The organism is Rhizobium oryzihabitans (assembly GCF_010669145.1).
In the GTDB taxonomy this organism is placed as follows: domain Bacteria; phylum Pseudomonadota; class Alphaproteobacteria; order Rhizobiales; family Rhizobiaceae; genus Agrobacterium; species Agrobacterium oryzihabitans.
The window spans coordinates 13,936-39,623 of sequence record NZ_CP048635.1 but is presented as its reverse complement, the minus strand read 5'-3'; the positions used below and the strand labels follow the sequence as shown (position 1 = coordinate 39,623).

Genomic DNA, 25,688 nt, shown 5'->3' with positions numbered 1-25,688 from the left:
CCAGAGGAGAACTTTGAAATGACCGATACCTCCAAGATCAAGACCGGCCTTTCCCGCCGTGGCCTTCTCAAGGCGGGTGCTGCCGCCACGGGTGCGGCGATCGGCTCCGGCCTCATCACCGGCTTCCCGACCATCTGGGCGCAGAACCCGATCACCATCCGCCAGTTCGGCACTGGTGTGTCGAACCTCAATGCCATTGCCGAAAAGTGCAAGGCCGATCTCGGCATCACGCTCGAAATGACGGCGACGGATTCCGATGCCGCCGCCCAGCGCGCCGTGACCCAGCCGAATTCCTACGACATTGCCGATATCGAATACTGGATCCTGAAGAAGGTCTATCCGGCGGGTGTCATCCAGCCGATGGAAATCAAGAAGCTGAAATATTACGACAAGATCGTGCCGCTATTCAAAAACGGCAAGCTGAAGCCGGATAGTGTCGTGGCGCAGGGCACGGCCCCGCACACCGTCGGTTTCGTCGAAAAGCCCGGCGACAAGACGTTCGCCAAGGGCGAGACCGATTATTTCACCATGGTTCCGACGATCTACAATGCCGATACGCTCGGCATTCGCCCCGATCTCGTTGGCCGCGACATCACCAGCTGGGCCGATATCATGGACCCGAAGTTCAAGGGCAAGACCTCCATCCTCAACATCCCCTCCATCGGCATCATGGATGCGGCGATGATCATGGAGGCCATGGGCAACATCAAATATGCCGACAAGGGCAACATGACCAAGGAGGAGATCGACAAGACCATCGACTTTCTCATCAAGGCGAAGAAGGACGGCCAGTTCCGCGCTTTCTGGAAGAGCTTCGATGAAAGCGTGAACCTCATGTCATCAGGCGAAGTCATCATCCAGTCCATGTGGTCGCCCGCCGTCGCCGCGGTCCGCTCCAAGGGTATCGCCTGCAAATACCAGCCGCTGAAGGAAGGTTATCGCTCCTGGGGCGGCGGTCTTGGCCTTGCCAAGCACCTTTCGGGCGCAAAACTCGATGCGGCCTATGAATACATCAACTGGTACACGTCCGGCTGGGTCGGCGCTTATCTCAACCGTCAGGGCTATTACTCTGCCGCCATGGAAACGGCAAAAGAGCATATGTCCGCCGACGAGTGGGGTTACTGGGTCGAAGGCAAGCCGGCGCAGGGCGACATCATCGCCCCGGACGGCAAGGTCATGGAAAAGGCGGGCGCCGTGCGCGATGGCGGATCCTTCGAGGAGCGCATGGGCAAGGTCGCCTGCTGGAACTCGGTGATGGACGAGGACCGCTACATGGTCCGCCGCTGGAACGAATTCATCGCGGCCTGATGTAAAAGACAGAGGACTGGTGGCGGCTTGTCGTCACCAGTCCTGAAAGCGGCAGGCACCCCAACCTCTCCTCCGTCATCCTCGGGCTTGACCCGAGGATCTAACGAACCACCACATCGGACGTGGTTAGATCCTCGGGTCAAGCCCGAGGATGACGTCGAGAGTGCGGAGGACTTGTCAACATGCTCGCTGGCGACATCGCCGCCGGTGCTTCAGCAAATCCAGCGAAAGGCTTCATGATGGTGACGGTCAGACTCATCGGCGTCAGCGACAAAAAGGACAGGCCGCCCCGCAGCTTGGCGCTTCCGCAAAAGCTCGTGTCCTATATTCAGGCCACGCCGCTTTTCCTGATCCTCGGCTTCTTTCTGCTTCTGCCGATCCTCATGATCGCCCTCGTCAGCTTCTGGGACTATGACTTCGCCCAGATGTATCCCGATTTCGTGACCTTCAACTATCTGGAAACGCTGGGCTCCTGGGTCACCTGGCAGACCTATCTCAATACCCTGAAATATGCCGCCATCGTCTGGGCCATCACGCTGTTCTGCGGTTTCTGGATCGCTTATTTCCTCGCTTTTCACATTCGCACCACCACCATGCAGATGGTGCTCTTCCTTATCTGCACCGTGCCGTTCCTGACGTCGAACATCATCCGCATGATTTCGTGGATACCCGTTCTAGGGCGCAACGGGCTGGTCAACAGCACGCTGGTCAGCGCCGGCATCGTGCCCGCGCCGATTGAGTGGCTGCTTTATTCGGATTTCGCCGTGGTGCTGGCCATGGTGCATCTTTATACGCTGTTCATGGTCACGCCGATCTTCAATACGCTGATGCGCATCGACAAAGCGCTGATTGAAGCGGCGCGCGATGCCGGCGCGACGGGCTGGCAGACGCTCTGGAACGTCATCATTCCGCTTGCCAAACCCGGCATGGCGATTGGCAGCATCTTCGTCGTGACGCTGGTGATGGCCGATTTCTCCACGGTTCAGGTCATGTCCGGCGGGCAGAGCGCGTCGGTGGCGCTGATGATGAAGAACCAGATGTCGCTACTGCAATATCCGGCCGCCGCCGCCAACGCCGTCATCCTGCTCATCCTCGTTCTCCTGATGGTCGCGGGCATCCTGCGCATCGTCGATATCCGCAAGGAGCTGTGACCCATGCATTCGGAAAAACGTGGACGCGAATTTTACATCCTCGCCTTCTTTTTCACCCTCTTCGTGCTGTTCCTTTACGGCCCGCTGTCAGCAATCCTCATCCTTGCCTTTCAGGGGCCGAATGGCGGACTGACCTTTCCGCTGAACGGTGTTTCGCTGCACTGGTTCGCCAATCTCTTCGAACAGCAGGCGGTCGGTGATTTCGGCGGCTCGTTCCGCCGCTCCTTCGGGCTTGGGCTGATGGTCATGATCGTCACCGTCATCGTTTCGCTTCTGGCCGGCCTTGCCTTCCGGCGAAAATTCATCGGCGCGACACCGCTTTTTTATCTCTCCGTTGCCAGCCTGGTGGTTCCGTCAATCATCATTTCGCTTGGTATTGGTGTTCTTTTCCAGCAGCTTGGGCTGGAACCTTCATGGTATACATCAGCTTTCGGCGCGCATCTCACCTGGACGCTGCCATTTGGGGTGCTCATCATGCTGGCCGTGTTCAACCGCTTCTCGCCATCCTATGAGGAGGCAGCCCGTGACCTTGGCGCGTCCTCCTGGCAAACATTTGCCCATGTGGTGCTGCCGATGATCGCGCCGAGCCTGATCGGCGTCGGCCTGTTCGGTTTCACGCTCTCCTATGACGAGTTCGCCCGCACGCTGATGACATCGGGCACCTACAATACCCTGCCGCTGGAAATTTACGGCATGACCACCAATGTCACGACGCCGGTGCTTTATGCGCTTGGCGCTGTCACGACCCTGTTTTCCTTCCTGGTGATTGCGGGCACGCTCGGCCTGATCGTCACCCTGAACCGCCGCCATTTGCGTGGATGAAAAAACACACCATGCGCATCCTCGTCATCAATCCGAACACGACGCAATCCATGACCGAGACGATCGCCGATGCGGCGGTGCGTGTATCCAATCCGGGAACGGAAATCCTGGCCGTCACCTCATCCATGGGGCCTGTTTCCATCGAGGGATATTATGACGAGGTTTTCGCCGTGCCCGGCCTGCTGCTGGAGATTGCAAAGGCTCCGGCGCTCGGTGCGGATGCCGCCATCATTGCCTGTTTCGATGATACGGGGCTCGATGCGGCCCGTGCACTTGCCGATATACCGGTCATCGGCATTTGCGAGGCGGCGGTTTCCGCCACCGTCTTCATCGCACAAAGGTTCACCATCGTGACAACGATGGAGCGGTCACGGCTGCCGCTCGAACATCTCGTCCATCGCTACGGCATGTCTTCCCGTTGCAATGTGCGTGCCGCCGATATTCCCGTCCTGTCATTGGAAGAGCCCGGCTCGAATGCCCGCGAAAGGCTGCGCGAAGAGATTTCGCTGGCGCTGAAGAATGACCGTGCGGAGGCGATCGTGCTCGGCTGTGCCGGCATGGCCGACCTTACCGCCGAATTGCGCAGCGAATTCGGCGTGCCCGTCATCGATGGCGTCGCCGCCGCCGTCAAGCAGGCGGAAGCGCTGGTGGCAATGGGGCTTTCGACGGCCAAACGCGGCGCTTATGCCACGCCGGTCCTCAAGCCCTATCGCGGATTGCTGGAAACATTCCAGCCGGACAGAATGGTTGCTTCCTCAGGGAGCCATGGAGACCGTCAAGGTTTGGAACTCGCCGACCATAAAACAACGAAGGCGAGCTGATAGGCCAGATCGCGTTGCACATTTCGCAATGTCTGATCGCCCAGAACTATTCTGGAGCCGTTTCTCCGCAGGAAATTCAGTCGCTCTGCCCTCGCCAGGAGCGCCGTGACGTGGGCGCGGCTGATACCGTAGGCGCGTGCTGCCGCCTTGCGGGAAAACTCGCAGCCCGTTGCATCAAATGCGCTGGTTTTGGTGGCAAATACAAGGTCCAGCAGGATGGGGAACCCGGGCGCGTGCCCCATAAACATCCGTGTTTCCTCCGAGACCGGATGCAGTTCGTCCGTGTGCCTCAAAAGCCAGCTCACCCCCTCGATAAGGGCGCTTGCTCCGGCCGACATCATCCCGGGCGTCTCCGCCCTATGTTCGACCCAGGGCGAGGCTGCCGCGAGATAGGCCGTTGCCAGCGTCTGCACCGCGAGAACCAGCCAGCCATTCAACGACCATGGGCGCTCGCGGTTATCGTGGCTCGGCGGATGCCGCTGTGCCGTGCCCTCAAGCTCAAGCCAGTCGATCAACGCCCGTGTCCTGCGGCTGGAGACCCACCCTCTCGGGACGACGATCGCCTGAACCGCGGCCAATGTGAACTGTCGGCCATGGATAGACCCCAGCCCGAGAGCGCACACAACGGTGGCGAATGCGCCGAAATCGCCGATCGCACGAACAAGGCGTCGTTCCCGCCGAAACACGATCGATATCTGCGCGCAAAGGTGGGTGACCGCCTCATCAAAAGCCTCGTCGTTCAGAATCCGGTTCGCAAGTGGGGTCAACCTCTCGAGAAGCATGTCCGGCGGCGGCCGAACGGAATTCCCCTGCGGGAGCGGTTTTGAAACTTGCGAAATCTCTCTTCGAGATGCCTTTCTCCCGTAGGCTTCTAGGTCGTCACTACTTTATGGCGAAATCCAAGGCGTGAGTTTCATGCGCCGGCTACGCCCATTCATTGAAGGCGGGACAGCCCAGAATTTGCGGTCATGGGGATATGTGCAATTTGTTGCACTCCCCCGCCGTCTCATTGAACGGTATTAAAAAATACTCTCATAAATTGAATGTTAAAGGGCGCGTTAAAATATGTGTTCTTTTGAAACGGTTTATGGAAGTCGCGCTAACGAGAATGTTATCGCCTGTTTTTATTGCCTATTTTTATATGTCCGTGGATGCGAAATCTTTCGTTGGGTATCTGGAAACACAATCTTTGATGGTTGTTTTTTTGGGCTTGACGACGTTGCAGAGGATGCATCCCGGGCTAGCTGACATCCAGATGTTTCTACCGGGTTCACGGCGCGGTCGGCAGCGATGCCGGACGGCCACCGGCTTCGCAATGCCTTTTTATCCACCCCCCCAATTCTCCAAGGAGGATGAAGCGATGCAACTTCGACATGTTATTTTTGCCGGCCTCGTCGCAATCGCGGCGCAGTTCGATTTGCCGGCGATGCGCTATGTGGCACCTGCCGATGCGGCCACCCTGTCTGCCGAGCAGCTGGCCGTCTTTCAATCGAAACTGGAGCAGGCGGAAGCAAGCCGGGAGCTGCTCGGCCGTCGATCCGTGTGCCTGATGGAGCATCTGACGGCGCAGCAGCAGCTCAGCGCCGACCGCGAAAAGGCGCTGGGGCAGGCCAAGTATCTGCAGATCGAGCTGGAACGGCAGGTGGTGCAGTCCGAAAGCAGCGTGAAGGGCTACGAGGATCTCGTTCGATCCGAGAGCGAGAACGTCAGGGCGCGTCAGGCCACCTTCGAAAAAGCCCGAAGGGAAAGGGACGAGCAGGCCAAGAGAGTAAGAATATGCAGCGGGGTCCTCTTCTTCCTGCCGGGCATTTGCCAGGCCGGTGACGCCGCGGTGAAGGCGTTTGGCTGGATGAACGACGCGGAGAGGGACTACCGCACCGCGCTGCCGCGGCTGGACAATGCCCGGTCGGCTCTTGAAGGCGTTCGCAACCAGCTCGATAACAATCGCCGCCAGCTTGCGGCGGCAAAGCAGAGCCACGCGGAAAACGAGAATGCGGTGAAAACTCTGGAAGAGCAGATCACCCGGCTCAAAGCGGCGATTTCCACCATCAATGTCAAGGTGCAGGACTTTAACACTCAGGTCGGCAACTTCACCAATGCTCTCAAGGAAGCGCGCGAGGTCAATCCTGACGACGCGAAAATACGTCAGGTCAACCGGCTGTCCGCCGAGATCGACGGCCTGACCAACGACGTGCCGCAGTTCATTTCCTCCACCGAGGCCGGACTGCCTGATGACGCGAAGAAGCAGTGCGGATCGTAAACGATCAACCCCATGACTCTCCATAACCACCCATCAACAGGAGCATGAAAATGAACAATGTCGTTAATCTCGAAAGCCGGGAAGCCAAACTGAACAGCGCGATCGACGCCGATGTCGAGGCGATCGTGTCGAAGCCGGAATTCAGCCTTCCCAAAGCGGATACGGCGCTCGTCCGGTATTATGTCGACAAGATCCAGGGAACCTATGATGTCGAGCGCGCCAAGCGCGACACCGACAATGCGATCGACCTGCTCTACATCGCCTATAACACCACGCCGCAGGAAGAAGGCAAAATCCGCGGCCGCATCAGCGCCATCATGGACAGCCTGATAAAGGCGCAGCAGAACAGTGAAATCACCATGAGGCATGCGATGGATATTGCCAATCGCGTCCGCATTTCAGTCGACGATCTCTTCCCGGAGTGGCTGGACGTCCGCGAGGGAAATGACCAAAGCGAGATCAAGGCCTTCGTCTCCAACGATTTGATCAAGCTCGCGAAAAGCATCCGCGACAAGGCGTTGGAAGTGCGGGACGATCTCCTTAAGGTCGCCTCCACCTATGACGACATCATCAAGGCAACGGCGCAGATCACCGATGCCAGCGAAATGGTATTGAGCAAGCGTCTGGAAGACAAGGCGACGATGGAGCGGGAGATCCGCGAGGCCGACGCGCGTCGTCAGCAGCTTGAAGCGCTTGTGAATGATCTGAAGGCGCAGGTTGCGGAGTTCGAAAAGAAGGCCCGCGAATATGAAAGGCGGGCCAATACGGCCGAGGAGCGTGCTTTTATCATGTCGATCGTCCGGGTCGGCGCACAGATGATTTCAAGCGCCATCCCCGCAATCGCCATGGTGGCGGGCGGCCCGGCCTCCATGCTGGCCTCTTCGGTCGGCGGCGCGCTTCAAGGGCAGTCCAGGGGTGGCCAGGATGCCGACGGGCAGGGGCAGGGCGGCGGCTCGCGCACACCGACAACCGGCGGCGGAAAGTCGGATGGGGCAGCCACCCAGAGCAAGCTTTCCGAGCAGAAGGCAGAACTGCGCAAGAGCGAGGAAAAACGCGATAGCTTGAAGACGGACATCAAATCGCTGGAGGACAGCAGGTCGGCGCTGGCGAAAGACGCCGACGGCGCTGACCCGAAATCGAGCAAGGCCGTGGAACTTGCCGAACTCGATAAACGTCTGACCGCCCGCGCCGCGGAACTGAAAGCGCAGGAGGAAAAGATTGCAGGTCAGCAGACCCTGATTTCCAGCCTGCAGGCTTCACTCGACGCGCTCGACAAGGGGCTCGGCAAGCTCACCGACGAGCAGCAGCAACAGGCCGCAAGCCTGCGCGACATGCAGATGAAGATGATCGACAAGGCGGAAGCCTATGAGAACGAACGCCGCACCCAGGCCGCCGAACTCATAAAGATCAACGCTCTGCTCAAGGGGAAACAGGCCGAGGACGACAAGATCAAGCTTGCGGTCCAATCCCTCAATGTCAGCATTACGGCGCTGAAACGCATGAAGGAAATCATTGAAGAAATTGCCTTTTTCTTCAAAAGCTTCGCCGATTTCATGCAGGCCGTGGCCGACGATGCCGAGCACCAGATCAAGGCGATCGACAACGTGGCCGAACTGGAGGTCATCCGCAAGAACCGCCTCGCCCAGCTCGTCCGCTCCGTCAACGAGTTCTTCGTCAGGCAGACCGGCCAATGGTATGCGGTCGCGACCGTCAGCGACAGGTTCAACCGCAGCTTTGCGGATGGATGGTCGAAGCTCAACAAGCTGCAGGGGAAATATCTCACCGGCACTGATCTCACGAACTATATGGCGGAAGCCTCGGAAAAGGTCTCGGCCATCGTCGCCGAACGCGAGGCCGCGGCGGACGCAAAAATCGCGTCGTTGCAGGCCTATCGCCAGGATCTGAGCAAAACCGGCTGATCCTGTTCGCGACTGCACTTCCTGTCCCGGCCGGGCAGGAAGCGTATCCGTGGTCTTAAGCGGTACTCGTCCCCTCCGGAAGATCACGGGCAGTGTCCTGCCGGCGCATATGCCGGCAGGACGGCCAGCCTCACCGAAACCTCAACACCCACCCTGTGAAACATCAAAGCGGGTATCCGGTCGCCATCGAAGCGCAATCCGTGCCCCGTCATTTTCAAGAAGGAGAAGACCATGCCAACAGTCAACAACCCTCCCGCCTTGATCGCCCAGGCGACCGCCGCCTGGTGCTTTGCCGCCGTCGAACAGATGGTACGAGCCTATTACGGGCTCGGCCCAGCCACACAATACGAGATTGCGCGGCGCAATACCGCAGCGCTTGCGACCGTCGATCCGCAGGTTCAGGAGCGCTGGGAGCTGGCGCAGGTTCTGGATCAGTCCGCCAGCATCAATGAACTGGGCGGCGCCAATCCGAACAGCAATATCGTCAAGCTGGTTTCCAGCCAGTGGAATGCCTTCGATCACACGACGACCGGCGGCCACTTTGTCGACGGCCTGACGGCCGATATCGCCAGACGCGAAATCGATAACAACCGCGTCTTCGTCATCGGCACGCATATCCACTACTACCTCGTCTATGGCTACACCGTGAATGGCAAGGATCTGGATCTTCATATCCTCGATCCATGGCCGGCCGGACAGGGCGGCACCAGAACACGCATCGGCCTGCGGGAATTCCTGGAAATGCCAGCCCGCGTCGCCATCATCTTCGGCTAAGCGGCAAGCCTACCTTCTTTCCATCTGTCGCCGGAGATATCCCGGCACCCAGATCAACCCACAAATCCTGCCAACCGACCCTGCACATCAATGTCCGGGAACAGGTGGCTCATGCTCAAAAAGGAGATAAAAATGCCAATTCTCAGCAATTTCGTGGTCAAGCATATCCGGCCCTTCGGTGAAGCGGGCTACGATGCCTTCGGCAATGACCAGACCATCGAGTTCCTCTCAAGCCTTGGGCTCGATATGGACGATATCGCCGGTATCTTCGCCGCATGGCGCCGGGCGGCCCTGGCCGATCCCGTGGGTGAGAGCAATCTTCTCGTTGAGGCGGCAAATGCGCTGGCGCAGGCGCGATGGGAGAACCTCTATGAGACCGAGATGAGCACGGTGCTGTTCCTCGACGATGTTCAGCTTGAATCCCTCAGCCACCTCGCACCGGGGGCGAACCGGAACTTTTCGTGGCGATCCCCGACCCCCATCGCCGCCGCGGTGACCATTCACAGCGGCAGCAACAGGCATCACATCATCTGGGATGCCACGGGTTTCTCCGGCGGTACCGATGAAAATGGCTGGATTTCGCACTTCGCCGCATTGTTGCCGACCGAGCGATAGGCCCTTCGCCGGATAATTGCCAAAGACGCCGGAGAGTGAGCGCGACTTTCCGGTGTCGACCCAGCCAGCCCCTTCATATCCCTGTCGTAATAGTGTCTGATACCGAAATCATTTTGAGGCCGACAGTGTTGACGAGCAGCCGTTGCACGCAGGGAGTTCTTTCGTGAAATCGTCAACACAGGCCATGCGCACCGAAGCGGACAGCCATAAGCACGGCACACCCGGCGAGGTTTTCGCAACCTTCCTGAAACTCGGGGTCACCTCCTTCGGCGGTCCCATCGCCCATCTCGGTTATTTCCGCGATGAACTGGTCATCCGGCGCAAATGGATCGATGAGGCGGGTTATGCCGATCTCGTGGCGCTCTGCCAGTTTCTTCCCGGTCCGGCCTCCAGCCAGGTCGGTTTTGCGCTCGGGCTGCTGCGGGCAGGCCCGCTTGGCGCGCTGGCGGCGTGGACGGCGTTTACCCTGCCATCCGCCATCCTCCTCTTTTTCTTCGCCATGGTTGCCGCCTCCATTGAGGGGCCGGTCGGCACCGGCCTGTTGCATGGCCTGAAGATCGTTGCCGTCGCCGTCGTGGCGCAGGCGGTCTGGGGCATGGCGAAAAGCCTCGCCCCGGATCGTGAACGCGCCAGCATTGCGCTGGCAGGCGTCATCTGCGTCGTGTTTCTCGCCGGTGCCTTCGGCCAGATCCTCGCACTTGCCGTCGGGGCTATTGCCGGTCTCGCCTTCTGCCGCACGAATGCCACACGTCAGGCCGCCCATCTCGCATTCCGGGTGCCGAAAAGCATTGGATACATCGCGCTCGCCATTTTCGCGCTTCTGCTGGCTTTCCTGCCGGCTATTGCGGCAATGGCCGGATTGCAGGGCCTATCCCTGTTCGATGCGTTTTATCGTGCCGGCGCGCTCGTCTTCGGTGGTGGCCATGTGGTGCTGCCCTTGCTGCAATCGGAAGTCGTCGCAACGGGCTGGGTCACGGAAGATGCATTTATTGCGGGTTATGGCGCAACCCAGGCCGTTCCCGGCCCGCTTTTCACCTTTGCCGCTTATCTCGGTGCGGTGGTGGGGCCGCAGCCCAACGGCATTGTTGGGGCGGCCATTGCCCTTATCGCGATCTTCCTGCCGGGCATGCTGCTGCTCGTCGGCGCGCTGCCCTTCTGGGAAGGGTTTCGCAGGCATCTTATGGCGCAGGCGGCCATGCGCGGGGCAAACGCCGCCGTTGTCGGCATTCTCGGCGCAGCACTTTACGATCCGGTGTGGACAAGCGCCATCTTCACCCAGAAGGATTTCGCGCTTGCGCTGACCGGCTTCATCCTGTTGACGGTGTGGAAAACGCCGCCATGGATTGTCGTGGTCATCTCCGCCATTGGCGGCGTCCTGCTTGCCCTCTCATAGGCCGTCCTGCGCAGGACCAATATTGGCGAACATCCAGTCGGAAAAGGCCTGCATGGCCGCCGTCTGCGGTTTTGATTGCAACCGCGTCAGCCAGTAGCTGCCAAGCGATATGGTGATGGGAAAGGGCTGCAGGATCTCCCCGGAGGAAAGATGCCGCGAAAACATCGAGGGCGGGGCGAGCGCCACGCCCAGCCCCTGCAAGGCGGCCTCCATCATGCCGAGCGACGTATCGAAAACGATCCCGGCATTCACCTGAGCCACCGGTGCCACGCCAGCTGCCGCAAACCACGTGGCCCATTCGTCGGATCTGTAGCTGCGCAGCAGCGTTGCCTCCGCGAGATCGGCGGGTGATTTCAGCGTTTCCGCCAGTTTCGGCGTGCACAGGGGCGACAGGGGCGCCTCGAAAAGCCGGAAAGCATCCGTGCCGTGCCAGGAGCCCTGACCGAAGCGAATGGCAAAATCCAGCCCTTCGGCGGCCATGTCCACCCGGTTGTTGTTGGTGGAAACCCTGACATCGATGAATGGATGCTGCTTTTGAAATGCCTTCAGGCGGGGCAGCAGCCAGCCCACGGCAAAGGTTCCCACAACTCCCAGAAACAGCAGCTCGCGCACCTGTCCTGCCTCTATCCTGTCAAGCGTGGTCGCCATCTGGTCGAAGGAACTGGTGACCGTCGGCAAAAGGGCCTCGCCTTCGGCGGTGATTTTCAAACCTCTTGGAAGCCGCTGGAAAAGCGAAACCCCAAGCCGCTTTTCCAGCCCTTTCACCTGCTGGCTCACCGCCGCCTGCGTCACACACAGTTCGATGGCCGCGCGGGTGAAGCTGAGGTGCCGGGCTGAGGCCTCAAACGCCCTCAAGCCATTCAGGGGAAGAAATTGCCGAACCATTCGAGACCTAGATTTTATTATGTCTCCTCCGAGATATCATGATTTGTTCGTGCAATGTAGGGCGGTTAAACGTCTTTCGCTGGGGCGGCGCACGCGCCGAAAATCCACCTTAGGTTTTGGAGAAAGCGAAAGATGAAACTGAATCGCAGACATGTCGCACTGACCGCCTTGCTCTCGGCTGGCCTGTTTACGCAGGCACTCGCTGCTGATGATGCCAGGCTGAAGGCGATTGCGGATGCCGCGATCAAGCCGGTCATGGAGAAAAACGGCATTCCGGGTCTGGCCGTCGCCATCAGTGTCGGTGGCGAAAACCACATCTTCACCTATGGCGTCATGTCGAAAAAAACGGGCCAGCCGGTGACCCCGCAAACGCTTTTCGAACTCGGCTCCATCAGCAAGACATTCACGGTGGCACTCAGCACCTATGCGGAGTTGAATGGCCAGCTGTCGCTCTCCGGCAAGGTGGGTGACTATCTGCCGTCCCTGAAGGGCAAGCCCTTCGGCGATGTCGCCCTGATGCATCTTGGCACCCACACGGCCGGCGGCTTCCCCATTCAGGTGCCCGAGAATATCAAGACTGAACAGCAGCTGATGGCCTATCTCAAGGCCTGGAAGCCGTCCTACAAGGCCGGAACCCATAGAAGTTATGCCAATCCCAGCATTGGAATGCTTGGATATGTCACTGCAAAGGCCATGCGCAAAGGTTTTGACAGTGCCATGCAGGACACGCTGTTTCCCGCGCTGGGATTGAAGAACACCTTCACGACCGTGCCCAAGGCGAAGATGGCCGATTATGCGCAGGGCTATAAGAGAACCGGCGAGCCGGCCCGCATGACACCCGCCATTCTTTCTTCAGAGGCTTATGGCGTCAGATCGACAGCCGACGACATGATCCGTTTCGTCAACGCGAATATGGGTCTGGAAAAACTTGACGGGAAAATACAGCGGGCAATCCTCAACACCCACACGGGATATTTCAGCGTCGGCGCCATGACGCAGGATATGATCTGGGAGCAATATGCGTACCCGGCCGCCCTGAAGACGCTCACCGATGCGAACTCCGGCGCCCTGCTCAAGACAGTGCCCGTATCCGAAATCTCACCGCCGATGAAACCGCGGCAGGATGTCTTCATCAACAAGACCGGCTCCACCAATGGTTTCGGCGCTTATGTGGCGTTCATACCTGAACAGAAACGGGGCATCGTCATTCTGGCCAATAAAAACTATCCCAATGAGGAACGGGTTGCTGCGGCTTATGAGATTTTGACGGCGCTCGAGAAGGCGGAATAAGCATCGGTGCAGCGTCCCGGCATCGAAGTTTAAGGCGCGGGAGTTGCTCTCTCCCGCGTCAAAGCGCATTCGGCTGTACCCGACCCGATGACAGCAGCAGGCAATCGCGCTACCGGAGAAAAGATGCGCCGGCCACCGATTCGATCTCGGTCGACGGGCGCATATCATGGAAATACAAATCTTTTTGCCCGGCTGTGGACTGAAACGGAAAAGCCCGTCCAGCGCGCGCCGGCCGGTTCGTGGGGGACGATGATGAGCGATACGGGTGGCTATTTTCCGCGTTGGCGATTGAAAACCGAAGGGCGCATCATGCCGGATGAGCGGCTGCCTGCCGGGCAGACCGCGGTGCTTGGGTTGCAGCACGTCGTCGCGATGTTCGGCTCCACGGTTCTTGCGCCACTGATCATGGGCTTCGATCCGAATGTTTCCATCCTGTTTTCAGGCATCTCGACGCTGATCTTCTTCATCGCCGTTGGCGGCCGGGTGCCGAGCTATCTCGGCTCGTCTTTCGCATTTATCGGTCCCGTGCTGGTGGCGACCGGCGCGGCCGCGGGCGCTGCCAGCCCGAACATCGCGCTTGCACTGGGCGGCATCATTGCTGCCGGCGTGCTTTATGCGCTGATCGGCGTCATCGTCATGATCGTCGGCCATAACTGGATCGAGCGGCTGATGCCGCCCGTTCTGACCGGCGCGATCGTTGCTGCAATCGGTCTCGTGCTGGCACCCATTGCCATCGCCAGCGCCTCCGGCACGGGGCCGGGCAATCCCGATGGCGACCAGCTATCGCGCTGGATTGCGATTTTGACGGTCGCATCCGTCGGTGCAATTGCGGTCTATGCGCCGGGCATGGCGCGCCGGTTGCCCATCCTCATCGGTGGTGCGATTGCCTATATTGCCTATTTGGTTCTGGCCAATGGCTTCGACCTCGGCAAGCCCGTCGATTTTGCGGGCGTTGCGGCGGCATCCTGGTTCGGACTGCCCACATTCACCACGCCGGAATTCTCCGCGCCGGCCATTGCCCTGATCGCGCCGGTCGTTGTCATTCTGGTGGCGGAAAATCTTGGGCACATCAAGGCGATAGGTGCGATGACCGGTCGCAATCTCGACCCTTATCTTGGCCGCGCCTTCATTGGCGACGGCATCGCAACCATCTTCTCCGGCGCCTTCGGCGGAACGGGGATGACGACTTACGCAGAAAACATGGGCGTGATGGCGATAACACGCATTTTTTCGACGCTTGTTTTCCTCGTCGCAGCGCTGGTCGCCATCATTCTCGGTTTCTCGCCAAAATTCGGCGCACTCATCCAGACGATACCCGGACCCGTCATTGGCGGCCTGTCCGTCGTCGTCTTCGGCCTGATCGCGGCGACCGCCGGGCGTATCTGGGTCGAGAACAAGGTCGATTTTTCCGAGCCCCGCAACCTCATTACCGTGGGTATCGCACTGGTATTGGGCGCCGGCAACTTCAAGCTCAATGTCGCCGGCTTCACGCTGGATGGCATCGGCACGGCAACGATCGGCGCAATCGCCTTTTACCATCTGCTGGGTCTCGGCAGGAAGGCGCAAGGCAAGTAATCCAGTGAATACGGGGCAGGGTGGACGAGATATCGTGCACCCTGCAACTCACTAAACCCAGCCTTCTTTGCCACGACCATGCCATTTTTCACGCATAAAGAACTGTCGTCCGCAGCACGAACAGGATGGTGATCCATGGATTTTAACCCGACCGCAAAGCCACAAAGCCTTGTCATTCGGGGAAATAATATCCATGCCGCACGCCATCACTCTTTCGGACCTCTCGTGGTCGACGCCTGACGGTCATCCACTTTTTTCCAATATCAATCTTCGTTTCGGTCTCGAACGTGCCGGTCTGGTCGGGCGCAACGGTGTCGGCAAGACGACATTGTTGAAGCTGATCGCCGGTGAATTGTCGCCTTCCGCCGGCACTGTCGCCGTGTCCGGTCGTATCGGTGTCCTGCGCCAAAGCGTCCAGGTCAGCTGCGACAAAACCGTCGCGGACCTCTTCGATGCGCGCGACGCCCTGCAGGTTCTCGACCGCGCCCAGGCAGGAACGGCGACGCTTGACGAACTCAACGACGTCGACTGGATGCTGGAGGAGAAAATTGTCGATGCGCTGTCACGGGTCGGGCTTGATGCATCACCCTCGACGCCGCTTTCAGCCCTGTCTGGCGGGCAGCGCACAAGGGCCGCACTTGCGGCACAAATAAACGCCGCGCCGGATTTCTTGATCCTCGACGAGCCGACCAACAATCTCGACCGGGCCGGACGTGCCTTTGTCGCGGATTTTCTGGCGGCTTGGCGCGGCGGGGCGATCGTCGTCAGCCATGATCGGGAACTTCTCGAAACCCTTGATGCGATCGTGGAGATGACGACGCTGGGCGTCACGCGTTATGGCGGCAACTGGAGCCATTACCGTGCCCAAAAGGCGCTGGAACTGGCCGCTGCCGAACAGGATTTCGCAAACGCCGAAAAGCGATTGGCCGAGGTGAAACGCAGGTCGCAGGAGGTGGTGGAGCGCAAAGCACGCCGCGACGCCAGGGGTGCTGCAAAAGCTGCGAAGGGAGACATGCCTCGCATTGTGGTCGGCGGGATGAAAAGGCGAGCCGAAAAAACCAGCGGCGACAATGCCAATCTCGCCCACCGTTTGAGCGCAGAAGCGACTGAAGATCTGAAGGCCGCACGCGAGCGTATCGAAATCCTGCAGGGCGTTACCGTCACCTTGCCATCCAGCGGATTGCACACGACCAGAACCGTGCTGAGCCTTCAAAACTTGACCGCGGGGTATTCTCCCGAGCAGCCCGTCCTTCGCGATCTCTCCTTCGAGATCACCGGCCCGCAGCGCGTTGCTCTCAGCGGTCCGAACGGGTCGGGGAAAACCACGCTGCTTTCCGTGATTACGGGTGAGCTTTTGCCGCTTGCCGGGACAGTGCACCTTCCGGTGAAATCCGCATTTCTGGACCAGCAGGTCAGCCTGCTGGATGTGACGCTGTCAATCCGCGACAATTTTCTAAAGCTTAACCCGCAGGCGGGAGAAAATGCCTGCCGGGCAGCGCTCGCACGCTTCATGTTCCGCGCCGATGCCGCGTTGCAGATGGTTGAAACCCTTTCTGGCGGGCAGATGTTGCGGGCCGGTCTCGCCTGTGTTCTGGGTGGTCCTCAGCCTCCGCAATTGTTGATCCTCGATGAACCGACGAACCATCTCGATATCGATTCCATTGCAGCCGTAGAGGCAGGGCTGCGGGCCTATGATGGCGCATTGCTGGTCGTCAGCCATGACGAGGCATTTCTGAAGGGCATCAATATCAACCGGCGACTGGAGCTCGCTACTCCATAAACTGCCGTCCACGTTGCCTCTTGCTGGACACAAGCGCGCAGGACGGCTCAACCGGCCGCAATCCTGCTGCCATAGACCCTTAAACGAGATGAGTTTACGCCGGTGTATCGCACTCAGCCGCGCGCGGCTGGATGTTCCTTTTTCAACCGGAGTGAAGCGTCACTTACCTTAGTACCGAAGAGAGGAATTCGCGCGTCCGCTCCTGTTTCGGCGAGCCGAATATCTCTTCCGGCAGACCCTCCTCGCAGATGCGGCCTTTATCGAAGAAGCAGACCCGGTCCGACACTTCGCGGGCAAACCGCATTTCGTGCGTGACAAGCAACATTGTCAGGTCGTGCTCATGGGCGAGGTCACGAATGACGGAAAGGACTTCGCCCACCAATTGCGGGTCGAGTGCCGAGGTCGGCTCGTCGAAAAGCAGGACACGGGGGCGCATGGCGAGCGAACGGGCAATGGCGACGCGTTGCTGCTGTCCGCCGGAAAGCTGCACCGGATAGTGATCTTTCTTGTCCGCCAGTCCCACCATCTTGAGCAGTTCGATGGCGCGTGCTTCCGCTTCGCCACGGCTGATGCCCAATACGCGCACCGGCGCTTCAACGACGTTGCGCAGAACAGTCATATGCGGAAAGAGATTGAAGCTCTGGAAGACCATGCCGACGTGATTGCGGATCTGGCGAAGGTGCTTTTCCGAAGCCCTGAAAGGGCCTTTGCCTCCGTTTTCGTGATAGGAGATATCGGCCAGGGTAAGCTTGCCCTCCTGAAACGGTTCCAGCGTCATGAGAATGCGCAGGACCGTTGATTTGCCGGATCCGGACGGGCCGATCAGCGTGACTTTTTCACCCTTCGCTACACTGAAATTGAAATGGTCGAGAACCGTCAGAATGCCGAAGCGCTTCGTGACGTCGGAAAATTCGATAAGCGGCTGATTGATGATATTGGTCATCGCAACGGTATTCCTGCTTTCGGGAGCGCCTTCTGCAGGCGGTTGAGGCCTGCTGAGCAGATTAGTGTGAGAAGTAGGAAGATGAGGCCGACAAGCGTCAGCGGCACCAGATATTCGAAGGTGCGCTCGCCGATCATGTTGGCAAGCCCCATCATCTCGAGAACGGTGACGACGGAAAGGACCGGTGTCTCCTTGATCATGGCGACAAGGTAGTTGCCCATCGCCGGAACGATACGCGGGATTGCCTGGGGAATGATGATGTCCCGATAGGTCTGCATCTGCGTCAGATTGAGTGCAGTGGCTGCTTCCCATTGGCCGTGGTGCACTGCTTCGATGCCGCCGCGATAGACCTCGGACGTATAGGCCGCATATTGCAGGCCGAGTGCCAGGGCACCGGTCAGGAAGGCGGGAAGCACGATACCGAAATCGGGAAGCACGTAATAAAGGAAAAACAGCTGCACCAGAAGCGGCGTATCGCGCAGGAATTCGACAATCAGAGCGGTCGGCCAGGAAATCATCCTGACGCGGCTCCTGCGCAGGAGCGCAAAGACCAGCCCCAGCACCAACGCGATTGCGAAGCCGGCCGCGGCGGCCTTCAGGGTCACCGTCAAGCCAATCAGGATGATGGGCAGGATCGACGTTGTGTAGGTGAGCCAGGTGGTCGTGTCCCATTCGTAACCGTACATCATGACAAGAACTTCCTTACGAATGGCGGGTGCGCGGGAAGACGTTGCCACGTCTTACGAAATGCTCGATCACCCGGATGATTGCCATGAGGATGAGTGACATCGCGAAATAGCAGAGGAGCGTGATCGAATAGATGCTGGCGCTATCCAGCGTCAGGTTGCGGATCGACTGCGCCGCGAAGGTCAGGTCGGCGATCGAGATCAGTGATACAAGCGAGGAGAGTTTCAGCGTTTCGATGGCCAGATTGCCGAAAGCCGGCATCATCTCAACGACCGCCTGCGGCAGCGAAATGCGAAACAGCGTCTGCAGCCGCGTAAAGTTGAGCGCGCGGGCGGCTTCCAGCTGCTGCACCGAAACGGAGGACAATGCACCCCGCACGATCTCCGCACCGTAACCGCCGGCGTGGGCCGCCAGCACCAGAACGCCGGTGGTGATCGGATCGAAGCTCAGGCCAACCAGCGGCAGGGCATAATAGAACCAGAAGAGCTGGACCAGCAGCGAGGTGCCGCGAAACACTTCGGTATAACAAAGTGCGATTGCCGACAGGATTGGACCGCCTTCAACGCGTAAAATACCGAAGAAGAAGGCGAGCACCGTTCCGACAACGAGGGCAGCCAGCGTGATCGTCATGGTGACGACGGCGCCTTGCCACATCATCGGCAGGTAAGCTGTCATGTCCATCTCAAGTCTTCCCGAGTTGTTGACGAGCGGCGCCCCGCGAGAGCCGGGCGCCATCTGATGTTATTTGCCGGCGCAGAGATCGGCGACCTTCTTTTCGGCTGCCGCCGCGATGCTCTGTTCGGACAGGCCGTATTTGCTCAGGATTTTCTTGTAGTCGTCCGTCTTGCGAAATTCGACCAGGGCCGCATCGAAGGCATCGCGCAGTTCCTTGTCCTCCGGGCGAAATGCAAAGCCGCCGTAATTACGGACTGGCGCGCCCTTGACGACCGGATCCTCGAACGGCGTAACCTGCTCGACATTGGCCTGACCCTTGGCGAGTTCCGAAACGGTCAGTTCCGTGGCGGCATAGGCGTCAGCACGGCTCTGAACGGTGGGGATGGCATCCGCATTGGCTGGAATGAAGACGATCTGCTCATCCTTGACGCCAACCGCCCGCAGGAAATCGACATTATTGGCGCCGGACACCACGGCCACCTTCAACGATGGATCCTTGGCGATATCGGCATAGGTGGTCAGTTTTTTGGGATTGCCCTTCTTGACCAGCAGGCCTTCGCCATAGGATGAATTCGGTTCGGTGAACGCAACCTGCTTGCAGCGTTCGGGCGAGATATTCTGTTCCGCGGCGGCAAAATCGAAGCGGCGCGCCTTCAGGCCGGGGATCAACGTGCCGAACGGCGTCACGGTCCAGTTGACCTCTTCGATCCCCATGGATTTCAAGACGGCATTTGCCACATCCGGCCCTATGCCGGCAGAGGTGCCATCGGGCTGCATGTAGGAATAGGGTACTTCATTGGCCGTGGCGGCGCGGATGTATCCCTGTTTCTTGACTTCCTCGACGGTCAAAGCGCTGGCCGACGTCACGCCGATGGTGAGGGCAAGGGCAGACAGCCCCGCGAGTTTGTTAATGCGCATGTTCTTACTCCTCTGGTTGGGTTGCGTGGTCCGTTTTCGGATCTCACGTGGGTTCATTTGACTAGGGTTTCTCCGTTATCGTGGCGATGACGGAAAGGCAGTCGCCGGCCTTGATCAGGCCGGGAACGTGGCGCGCCGCAAGCACGCCATCAATGGCCGCGCGGTACTCGACGGGTGCAAGGCCGGTTTTTCCAACCGGATAGATCCGCGCGATCGTCTCACCTGCCGTGACCATATCTCCCAGATCACGGACAAAGGCGACGAGCCCGTCGTCTTCTGCAAAGGTGAAGCAATCGCTTGAGGGCATGTCCAGCCAGCGGCTTGCCAACGGGGCCGCCGCGCCGGTGAGTATGCCGACATGCCGCAGCAGGTTGAGACTGCCTTTTCGGGCGATGTCGATCGATTTTGCGCTGGCGGTTCCCGCCCCGCCGAGCTCGGTCGTGACAAAGACCTTGCCAAGTTCTTCGACGGTCGTGTCGAGCATGCCGACGGCATCGATTTCCAGCATCTTCATCGAATAGGGCGCCGCAAAAGCCGCCACCGCATCAAAGCAGCGGGCTTCCTGTGTCTTGTCGGGCAGTTCGTGGGCGGCGGCATAGGGCAGGAAGTCGAGCGTCTTGCCGCCGGAATGAAAGTCCAGAACGATATCGGCCAGCGGTATCAGGTGGCGGGTGACGTAGTCGGCGATCTTCTCCGTCACCGTTCCGTCGGGGCGGCCGGGAAAGCTGCGGTTGAGGTTTCCCCGGTCGATCGGCGAAGTGCGCGTCCCGGCTCGAAAAGCCGGATAATTCAGCGCCGGTACGATGATGATGCGCCCGCTCACCTCCGCCGGATCAAGGGTGTGGGCGAGTTCGAAGAGTGCGGCCGGGCCCTCATATTCGTCGCCATGATTGGCGCCGGTCAGAAGCGCGGTCGGCCCTTCGCCATTGGCGATAACGCAGATCGGTATCATCACCGAGCCCCAGGCGCTGTCATCGCGGCTGTAGGGCAGTCGCAGATGACCATGCTGCACGCCCTTCGCATCGAAATCGACGGAAGGCATGATCGGCGAGGGGCGAAGCGCGGTACTCAACATTGTCTCAGCCCTTCACGAAGAGTTGCCGCGGCACATTCGACAGGCATTCGACGCCGGTTTCGGTGATCGCGATGCTTTCGGTGATTTCGAGCCCCATATCGTCCAGCCACAGACCGGTCATGAAATGAAACGTCATGCCGGGCTGAAGCTCCGTGCGGTCGCCGGGTCGCAGGCTCATTGTACGCTCGCCCCAGTCCGGCGGGTAGGACAGGCCGATCGGATAGCCGGTACGATTGTCCTTGATGATCCCGTATTTTTTCAGCACGGCGAAAAAGGCGTTGGCGATGTCTTCGCAGCTATTGCCCGGTCTGGCAGCCGAAAGCCCGGCCTCCATGCCTTCGAGCGTCGCCTTTTCCGCGTCGAGAAACGCCTGTGTCGGCTTGCCGAGGAAAACCGTGCGTGATAGCGGGCAATGATAACGCCTGTAGGCGCCGGCGATCTCGAAAAAAGTGCCTTCCCCTGAGCGCATCGGTTTGTCATCCCAGGTCAGGTGCGGCGCGGAAGCGTCCGCTCCGGATGGCAGGAGGGGAACAATGGCGGGATAGTCACCGCCGAATTCGGCGGTGCCGCGAATGCCGGCATCGTAAATCTCGGCAACGAGATCACATTTGCGCATGCCCGGCTCAACGACATCGACGATACGCTTGTGCATCAGCTCGACGATCTTGCCGGCCTTGCGCATATAGTCGAGTTCGGTCGGGCTCTTCACCGCGCGCTGCCAGTTCACGAGACCGGCAGCATCCTTGAAGCGGGCGTTCGGCAGATGTTTCTGCAGCGATGCAAAAGCGGCGGCAGAGAAATAGTAGTTATCCATCTCGACGCCGACCGTCAGGCCGGACCAGCCCCGGTCTTCGATGATCTGCGATAGCAGATCCATCGGGTGCCGCTCGGTCGATTGAACGTAGTGATCGGGATAGCCGATAATCTTGTCATGGGCGAGGTAGGCCGTGCGCTTTGCGCCGTTGGCGTCCTGCTTGCGGCCGTACCAGATCGGCTCGCCATCCGGCGGCACGAGCACGCATTGATGCACATAGAAGGACCAGCCGTCATAACCGGTCAGCCAGTGCATGTTGGATGGGTCGGTGACAACAAGGAGATCGATGCCGGCCTTTTCCATGGCATTTCGGGTTTTGGACAGGCGCGCGGCATATTCCTCGCGCGTAAAATTCAGCGTCACGCTCACGCCGCATCTCCCATTTTGATAGTGTTTTCGATGGTTTTTCCGCTTTTCGCATCTCTTGCGCGGGCGACGGCCAGGTTGGCGATGGCGGTGTCCTGCACGCCCGCGCCGGTGAGATCGGCGAAGGTTATGTCTTCCCGTTGCATGCGGCCCCGCGCCTTGCCGGCAATGATGGCCCCAAGTTCGGCAAATTGCTGATCCGGCATCGCGCGCCCTGCGGTGATGGCATGGTGCAACTCGCCCAGAATGCGGGTCTGGCTGATCCGGTCTGCGACATAGCTTGCCCGGGCAAAAACGGCAGGATCGATCTCGTTCTTGTGTTCGGCGTCCGATCCCATCGCGGTCAGATGCTGGCCCGGTTGCAGCCAGTCCGCAAAGAGGATCGGCTTTTCCGATGGCGTCGTGGTCACGACGATGTCGGCGCCTTGCACGGCTTCTCGCGGATCGGCGACGGCGGTGACGTCAATGCCATGTTCAATGGCGAAATCACCCGCCAGTTTCTGCGCCTTTTCATGGCTTCGTGCCCAGATCCGGGCCGATCTTATCGGACGCACCAGCATCAGGGCTTCCAGCTGCAAGCGGGCCTGCATGCCCGCGCCAAGTATCGCGGCAACGCAAGCATCCTCGCGTGACAGGTGGCGTGCAGCAACAGCGCCGGCTGCGGCGGTACGAACATCGGTGAGATAACCATTGTCGAGAAGAAGCGCTTCCACCACTCCGGTTCGTGCGCTGAAGAGGATCATCAGGCCGTTGAGACTTGGCAATCCAAGCTTCGGATTGTCGAAGAAACCCGGGCTGACCTTGATGGCAAAACCTTCAAAGCCGGGCACATAGGCCGTCTTCACATCCACTTCGCCACGAAATTCGGGAATGTCGAGGCGCAGGATCGGCGGCATGGCGACGGCTTCGGTGGCGAGCGCTGCAAAGGCCCGCTCGACACAATCGACAGAGGACAGATCGAGCTTGATGACAGCGCGAAGATCGCTTTCCGTCAGGATAGTGATGCGGCTCATGCGTCGGCTCCGTCGATGATCAGCCTGTGAATTTTCGGATCTATGTTGCCGCCTGATACGATGATGACGGCAGGGCCGGTGATCTTGACCTTGCCCGACATGATCGCAGCGAACCCGACGGCGCCTGCACCCTCTACCGTCACGCCTTCCACGCTTGCCGCATGGCGAATTCCGGCCGCAATTTCGGCCTCGGAAACCAGCACGATCTCATCAAGGAGCGCACGGCAAAGATCAAACGTTACGCGGTTTGCGAGCCCTATGCCGCCTCCCAGCGAATCCGCCAGTGTTTCCTCTTCGCGCACTGTGACTGGCCTGCCGGCTGAGATCGATGCGTGCATGGCCGCACCCCGCTCCATGGAAATGCCGATTACCCTTGCCTGTGGTTTCAACGTCTTGACCGCAGCGGCGATGCCGCCGGCAAGGCCGCCGCCGGACAGGGGTACGAGCACGGTTTCCAGATCAGGCATATCCTCGACGACTTCAACGCCGATCGTTCCCTGACCGGCAACGACGTTCGGATCGTCAAAGGGCGGAATTGCAGTGAGGCCACGGCTTTCCGTCAAGCGCTCCACTTCTTCCTGCGCATCGTCCTGTGATGTGCCGACGATGCGGATTTCAGCACCAAGGGCGCGAATGGCTTCGACCTTGTTTGTCGGCACGAGCGACGACATGCAGATGGTGGCCGCAATGCCAAGTTCGCGCGCGGCATAGGCCACGGCGCGACCATGATTACCCGTCGAGGCAGTGACCAGACCGCGGTTGCGCGCCCCGCCATCCAGCGACAGGACGGCGTTCATCGCCCCGCGCAGTTTGAAAGCACCAATCGGCTGAAGGGTTTCCAGCTTAAGGTTGACGGGGCTTCCAACGCGTTCAGAGAGGACGAGGGAGTGAACAAGTGGGGTGCGCGCGACGTGTCCGTGGATACGCAACGCTGCCTGCTCGATCTCGGCCAAGGAGACCGGGAGCAGGATTTTGTCGGCAGATGGGGACAGGTTTTCGCTCTTCATGATTGTCATGTTGAGAGCGAAGTAAAATCATGTCAATTATTATATTGTAATGATTCAATGATTTTCGGGCGGCGGCTCAACCGATGGAGCCGATGTCGTAGACGGGCGGTAATTGCTCGAAGGCCTGACGCACGGTGGTCAATGCCTTGACGAGGGTCGGATGATTGAGGCGTCCGCCGAGACATATGCGGATGCCCCCGCCATGCCCCGGACCGGCGACGAAAGGCTCGGACGGCGTGACCGCGACGTTTTGGTTGGTCAGGGAGCGGACCAGTCCGTCCTCCGTCCAGTGTGGCGGAACTCTCAGCCAGGCGCAGAAGGAGAGGGGGTGGCTGGACGCGATATGCTCGCCGAGAATTTCCGCCGCGATTTTCTGTCGCGCGCGGGCTTCCGTACGCTGGACGTCCAGCAACCGGCGTGCGGTGCCGTTTTCGACCCAGCGTGTGGCGATTTCGGCGGTCAGATATGTGCCGCTCCAGCTAGACACACGCAGGATGGAGGCGGCGCGTATGGAATAAGCGGGTGGGACAACGAGATAACCAACGCGCAACCCGGTCAGCACCGTCTTGGTGAAGCTGGTAACGAAAAAGCCGAGATCCGGCAGCATTTCGCTGATCGATGGCAGGTCATCCTCGATCATCGGGCGATAGACTTCGTCTTCAATGACGAAAACACCGTATCGCTCCGCGATCGCGGCGATGTCGCGCCGCCGCTGCGCGCCGGCGACGTGACCGGTGGGATTGTTGAGGGTCGGTATGAGGACAAGTGCGCGCACGCCTCCGGCTTCACAGGCGGCTTCGAGCGCGTCCGGCAGAATGCCCTCATCATCGGTGGGTAGCCCCTTGAGGCTGAACCCCAGAATATTCGAAAGTCCGATAATGCCGTGGTCGGTAAGGTTTTCGCATAGAACAACGTCGCTCGAACGAACGATGCAGCTCAAGGCGAGGAAAATGCCGTGTGCCGCGCCGTTGGTAACGAGGATGCGTTCAGCACCGGCTGTGACACCCAGCATGTGCAGCCATGTGCGCGCTGTCTCGCGGTGGTTTTCCAGGCCTGCGACCGGACGGCAGGGACGCATGAAGCCTGAATTGTCGCCATCTGCCAATTCGCGAAGAATGGCGCGCGAGGCGGTTTCGTGGTCATCGAGATAGACGCCGCGGATAATGGAAAGATCGAGCACTTCTGTCGGGCTGTGATCAAGCATCATACGGCCAGCCCGGTCTGTTACCCGCGCCTTGACGAAGGTCCCACGACCGATTTCGCCGCTCAGATAACCCAGCCGTTCAGCTTCCTTGTAGGAAAGGCTGACCGTCTGGACGGAAAGGCCGAGTTCGCGCGCCAGATCGCGATGTGTCGGCATGCGGTCCATCGGCTTCAGGACGCCGGCGTCAATATCCGCAATGATGCGTTCCGTCAGCACGGAATGTTTCGTCTCGCCTTTTTGCTTGGTCAGGTTCGGTCGCCACGCCACCGGTTTCGTCGCGGGTACCGGGTCGAGGCTGAGCGGATTGGCTTGACGACGCATGAAATTGTCTCGTTTTTGGCGAATGTAATTTCATGACATTATGCACGGTTCTCCAAAAAGATGAAGCTCTAT

Annotated in this window: 23 protein-coding genes; 12 read left to right on the top strand and 11 right to left on the bottom strand. The window is 59.5% G+C overall.

What is annotated here, in order from left to right:
* Positions 1-18 precede the first annotated feature (18 nt).
* The 4 genes from G3A56_RS17035 (at position 19) to G3A56_RS17020 (ending at position 4,102) form a co-directional block, all read left to right on the top strand.
* On the top strand, positions 19-1,308 hold the full coding sequence (locus G3A56_RS17035; RefSeq protein ID WP_082185933.1) for an ABC transporter substrate-binding protein: 1,290 nt from the start codon (positions 19-21) through the stop codon (positions 1,306-1,308).
* A gap of 239 nt (positions 1,309-1,547) precedes the next feature.
* Entirely contained in the window at positions 1,548-2,459 is a 912-nt protein-coding gene (locus tag G3A56_RS17030) for an ABC transporter permease (RefSeq protein ID WP_082186096.1), read from the top strand.
* Between the two features lie 3 nt (positions 2,460-2,462).
* On the top strand, positions 2,463-3,281 hold the full coding sequence (locus tag G3A56_RS17025; protein ID WP_082185934.1) for an ABC transporter permease: 819 nt from the start codon (positions 2,463-2,465) through the stop codon (positions 3,279-3,281).
* An 11-nt stretch (positions 3,282-3,292) separates the two neighbouring features.
* Positions 3,293-4,102, top strand: a complete 810-nt coding sequence (locus G3A56_RS17020) for an aspartate/glutamate racemase family protein (protein WP_082185935.1) — start codon at positions 3,293-3,295, stop codon at positions 4,100-4,102.
* Here G3A56_RS17020 and G3A56_RS17015 read toward each other — a convergent pair.
* Positions 4,057-4,869: a hypothetical protein gene (locus G3A56_RS17015; protein ID WP_139786445.1), complete on the bottom strand. Its 813-nt coding sequence runs from the start codon at positions 4,867-4,869 to the stop codon at positions 4,057-4,059. The two genes, G3A56_RS17020 and G3A56_RS17015, sit on opposite strands and share 46 nt — an antisense overlap.
* A 341-nt stretch (positions 4,870-5,210) precedes the next feature.
* On the opposite strand from G3A56_RS17015, the gene G3A56_RS17010 reads away from it, so the two are divergent.
* From G3A56_RS17010 to chrA, 5 genes are all read left to right on the top strand, one after another.
* Positions 5,211-6,362, top strand: coding sequence for a hypothetical protein (locus G3A56_RS17010; RefSeq protein ID WP_246231378.1), 1,152 nt, complete (start codon positions 5,211-5,213; stop codon positions 6,360-6,362).
* A 50-nt stretch (positions 6,363-6,412) separates the two neighbouring features.
* A complete protein-coding gene (locus G3A56_RS17005; protein WP_167373939.1) occupies positions 6,413-8,281 on the top strand; it encodes a tyrosyl-tRNA deacylase in 1,869 nt (622 codons plus the stop codon).
* A gap of 231 nt (positions 8,282-8,512) precedes the next feature.
* Entirely contained in the window at positions 8,513-9,055 is a 543-nt protein-coding gene (locus G3A56_RS17000) for a hypothetical protein (protein ID WP_082185939.1), read from the top strand.
* A 132-nt stretch (positions 9,056-9,187) separates the two neighbouring features.
* Positions 9,188-9,670: a hypothetical protein gene (locus G3A56_RS16995; protein WP_082186097.1), complete on the top strand. Its 483-nt coding sequence runs from the start codon at positions 9,188-9,190 to the stop codon at positions 9,668-9,670.
* A gap of 184 nt (positions 9,671-9,854) precedes the next feature.
* A complete protein-coding gene (chrA, locus tag G3A56_RS16990; RefSeq protein WP_082185940.1) occupies positions 9,855-11,063 on the top strand; it encodes a chromate efflux transporter in 1,209 nt (402 codons plus the stop codon).
* Here the strand turns inward: chrA and G3A56_RS16985 are convergent.
* Positions 11,058-11,948, bottom strand: a complete 891-nt coding sequence (locus G3A56_RS16985; RefSeq protein WP_035243394.1) for a LysR family transcriptional regulator — start codon at positions 11,946-11,948, stop codon at positions 11,058-11,060. The genes chrA and G3A56_RS16985 overlap by 6 nt on opposite strands.
* A 132-nt stretch (positions 11,949-12,080) precedes the next feature.
* On the opposite strand from G3A56_RS16985, the gene ampC reads away from it, so the two are divergent.
* From ampC to G3A56_RS16970, 3 genes are all read left to right on the top strand, one after another.
* Positions 12,081-13,238 carry a class C beta-lactamase gene (gene ampC / locus G3A56_RS16980; RefSeq protein ID WP_082185941.1) on the top strand — a complete coding sequence of 386 codons (1,158 nt, stop codon included), beginning with the start codon at positions 12,081-12,083 and terminating at the stop codon, positions 13,236-13,238.
* Between the two features lie 252 nt (positions 13,239-13,490).
* Positions 13,491-14,813: a solute carrier family 23 protein gene (locus G3A56_RS16975; RefSeq protein ID WP_035243439.1), complete on the top strand. Its 1,323-nt coding sequence runs from the start codon at positions 13,491-13,493 to the stop codon at positions 14,811-14,813.
* A 193-nt stretch (positions 14,814-15,006) separates the two neighbouring features.
* On the top strand, positions 15,007-16,593 hold the full coding sequence (locus G3A56_RS16970) for an ABC-F family ATP-binding cassette domain-containing protein (RefSeq protein WP_082185942.1): 1,587 nt from the start codon (positions 15,007-15,009) through the stop codon (positions 16,591-16,593).
* A 163-nt stretch (positions 16,594-16,756) separates the two neighbouring features.
* Here G3A56_RS16970 and ehuA read toward each other — a convergent pair whose 3' ends face one another.
* The 9 genes from ehuA to ehuR form a co-directional block, all read right to left on the bottom strand.
* Positions 16,757-17,536, bottom strand: coding sequence for an ectoine/hydroxyectoine ABC transporter ATP-binding protein EhuA (gene ehuA / locus G3A56_RS16965; protein ID WP_082185943.1), 780 nt, complete (start codon positions 17,534-17,536; stop codon positions 16,757-16,759).
* On the bottom strand, positions 17,533-18,225 hold the full coding sequence (ehuD, locus tag G3A56_RS16960) for an ectoine/hydroxyectoine ABC transporter permease subunit EhuD (RefSeq protein WP_035243392.1): 693 nt from the start codon (positions 18,223-18,225) through the stop codon (positions 17,533-17,535). Before ehuD ends, ehuA begins: the two co-directional genes overlap by 4 nt.
* A 13-nt stretch (positions 18,226-18,238) precedes the next feature.
* Positions 18,239-18,904, bottom strand: a complete 666-nt coding sequence (ehuC, locus tag G3A56_RS16955) for an ectoine/hydroxyectoine ABC transporter permease subunit EhuC (protein ID WP_082185944.1) — start codon at positions 18,902-18,904, stop codon at positions 18,239-18,241.
* Between the two features lie 60 nt (positions 18,905-18,964).
* A complete protein-coding gene (ehuB, locus tag G3A56_RS16950; protein ID WP_003499676.1) occupies positions 18,965-19,816 on the bottom strand; it encodes an ectoine/hydroxyectoine ABC transporter substrate-binding protein EhuB in 852 nt (283 codons plus the stop codon).
* A gap of 61 nt (positions 19,817-19,877) precedes the next feature.
* Positions 19,878-20,891, bottom strand: coding sequence for a N(2)-acetyl-L-2,4-diaminobutanoate deacetylase DoeB (gene doeB, locus G3A56_RS16945; RefSeq protein WP_082185945.1), 1,014 nt, complete (start codon positions 20,889-20,891; stop codon positions 19,878-19,880).
* 4 nt (positions 20,892-20,895) lie between these two features.
* Complete coding sequence (gene doeA / locus G3A56_RS16940) at positions 20,896-22,074, bottom strand: ectoine hydrolase DoeA (protein ID WP_082185946.1); 1,179 nt, start codon at positions 22,072-22,074, stop codon at positions 20,896-20,898.
* Positions 22,071-23,084 (bottom strand): ectoine utilization protein EutC, encoded by a 1,014-nt coding sequence (gene eutC, locus G3A56_RS16935; protein WP_082185947.1) that lies wholly within the window; start codon positions 23,082-23,084, stop codon positions 22,071-22,073. The genes doeA and eutC overlap by 4 nt, the downstream gene beginning before the upstream one ends.
* Complete coding sequence (eutB, locus tag G3A56_RS16930) at positions 23,081-24,100, bottom strand: hydroxyectoine utilization dehydratase EutB (protein ID WP_164056747.1); 1,020 nt, start codon at positions 24,098-24,100, stop codon at positions 23,081-23,083. Before eutB ends, eutC begins: the two co-directional genes overlap by 4 nt.
* A 67-nt stretch (positions 24,101-24,167) precedes the next feature.
* Positions 24,168-25,616 carry a MocR-like ectoine utilization transcription factor EhuR gene (gene ehuR / locus G3A56_RS16925; protein ID WP_082185948.1) on the bottom strand — a complete coding sequence of 483 codons (1,449 nt, stop codon included), beginning with the start codon at positions 25,614-25,616 and terminating at the stop codon, positions 24,168-24,170.
* Positions 25,617-25,688: the final 72 nt, after the last annotated feature.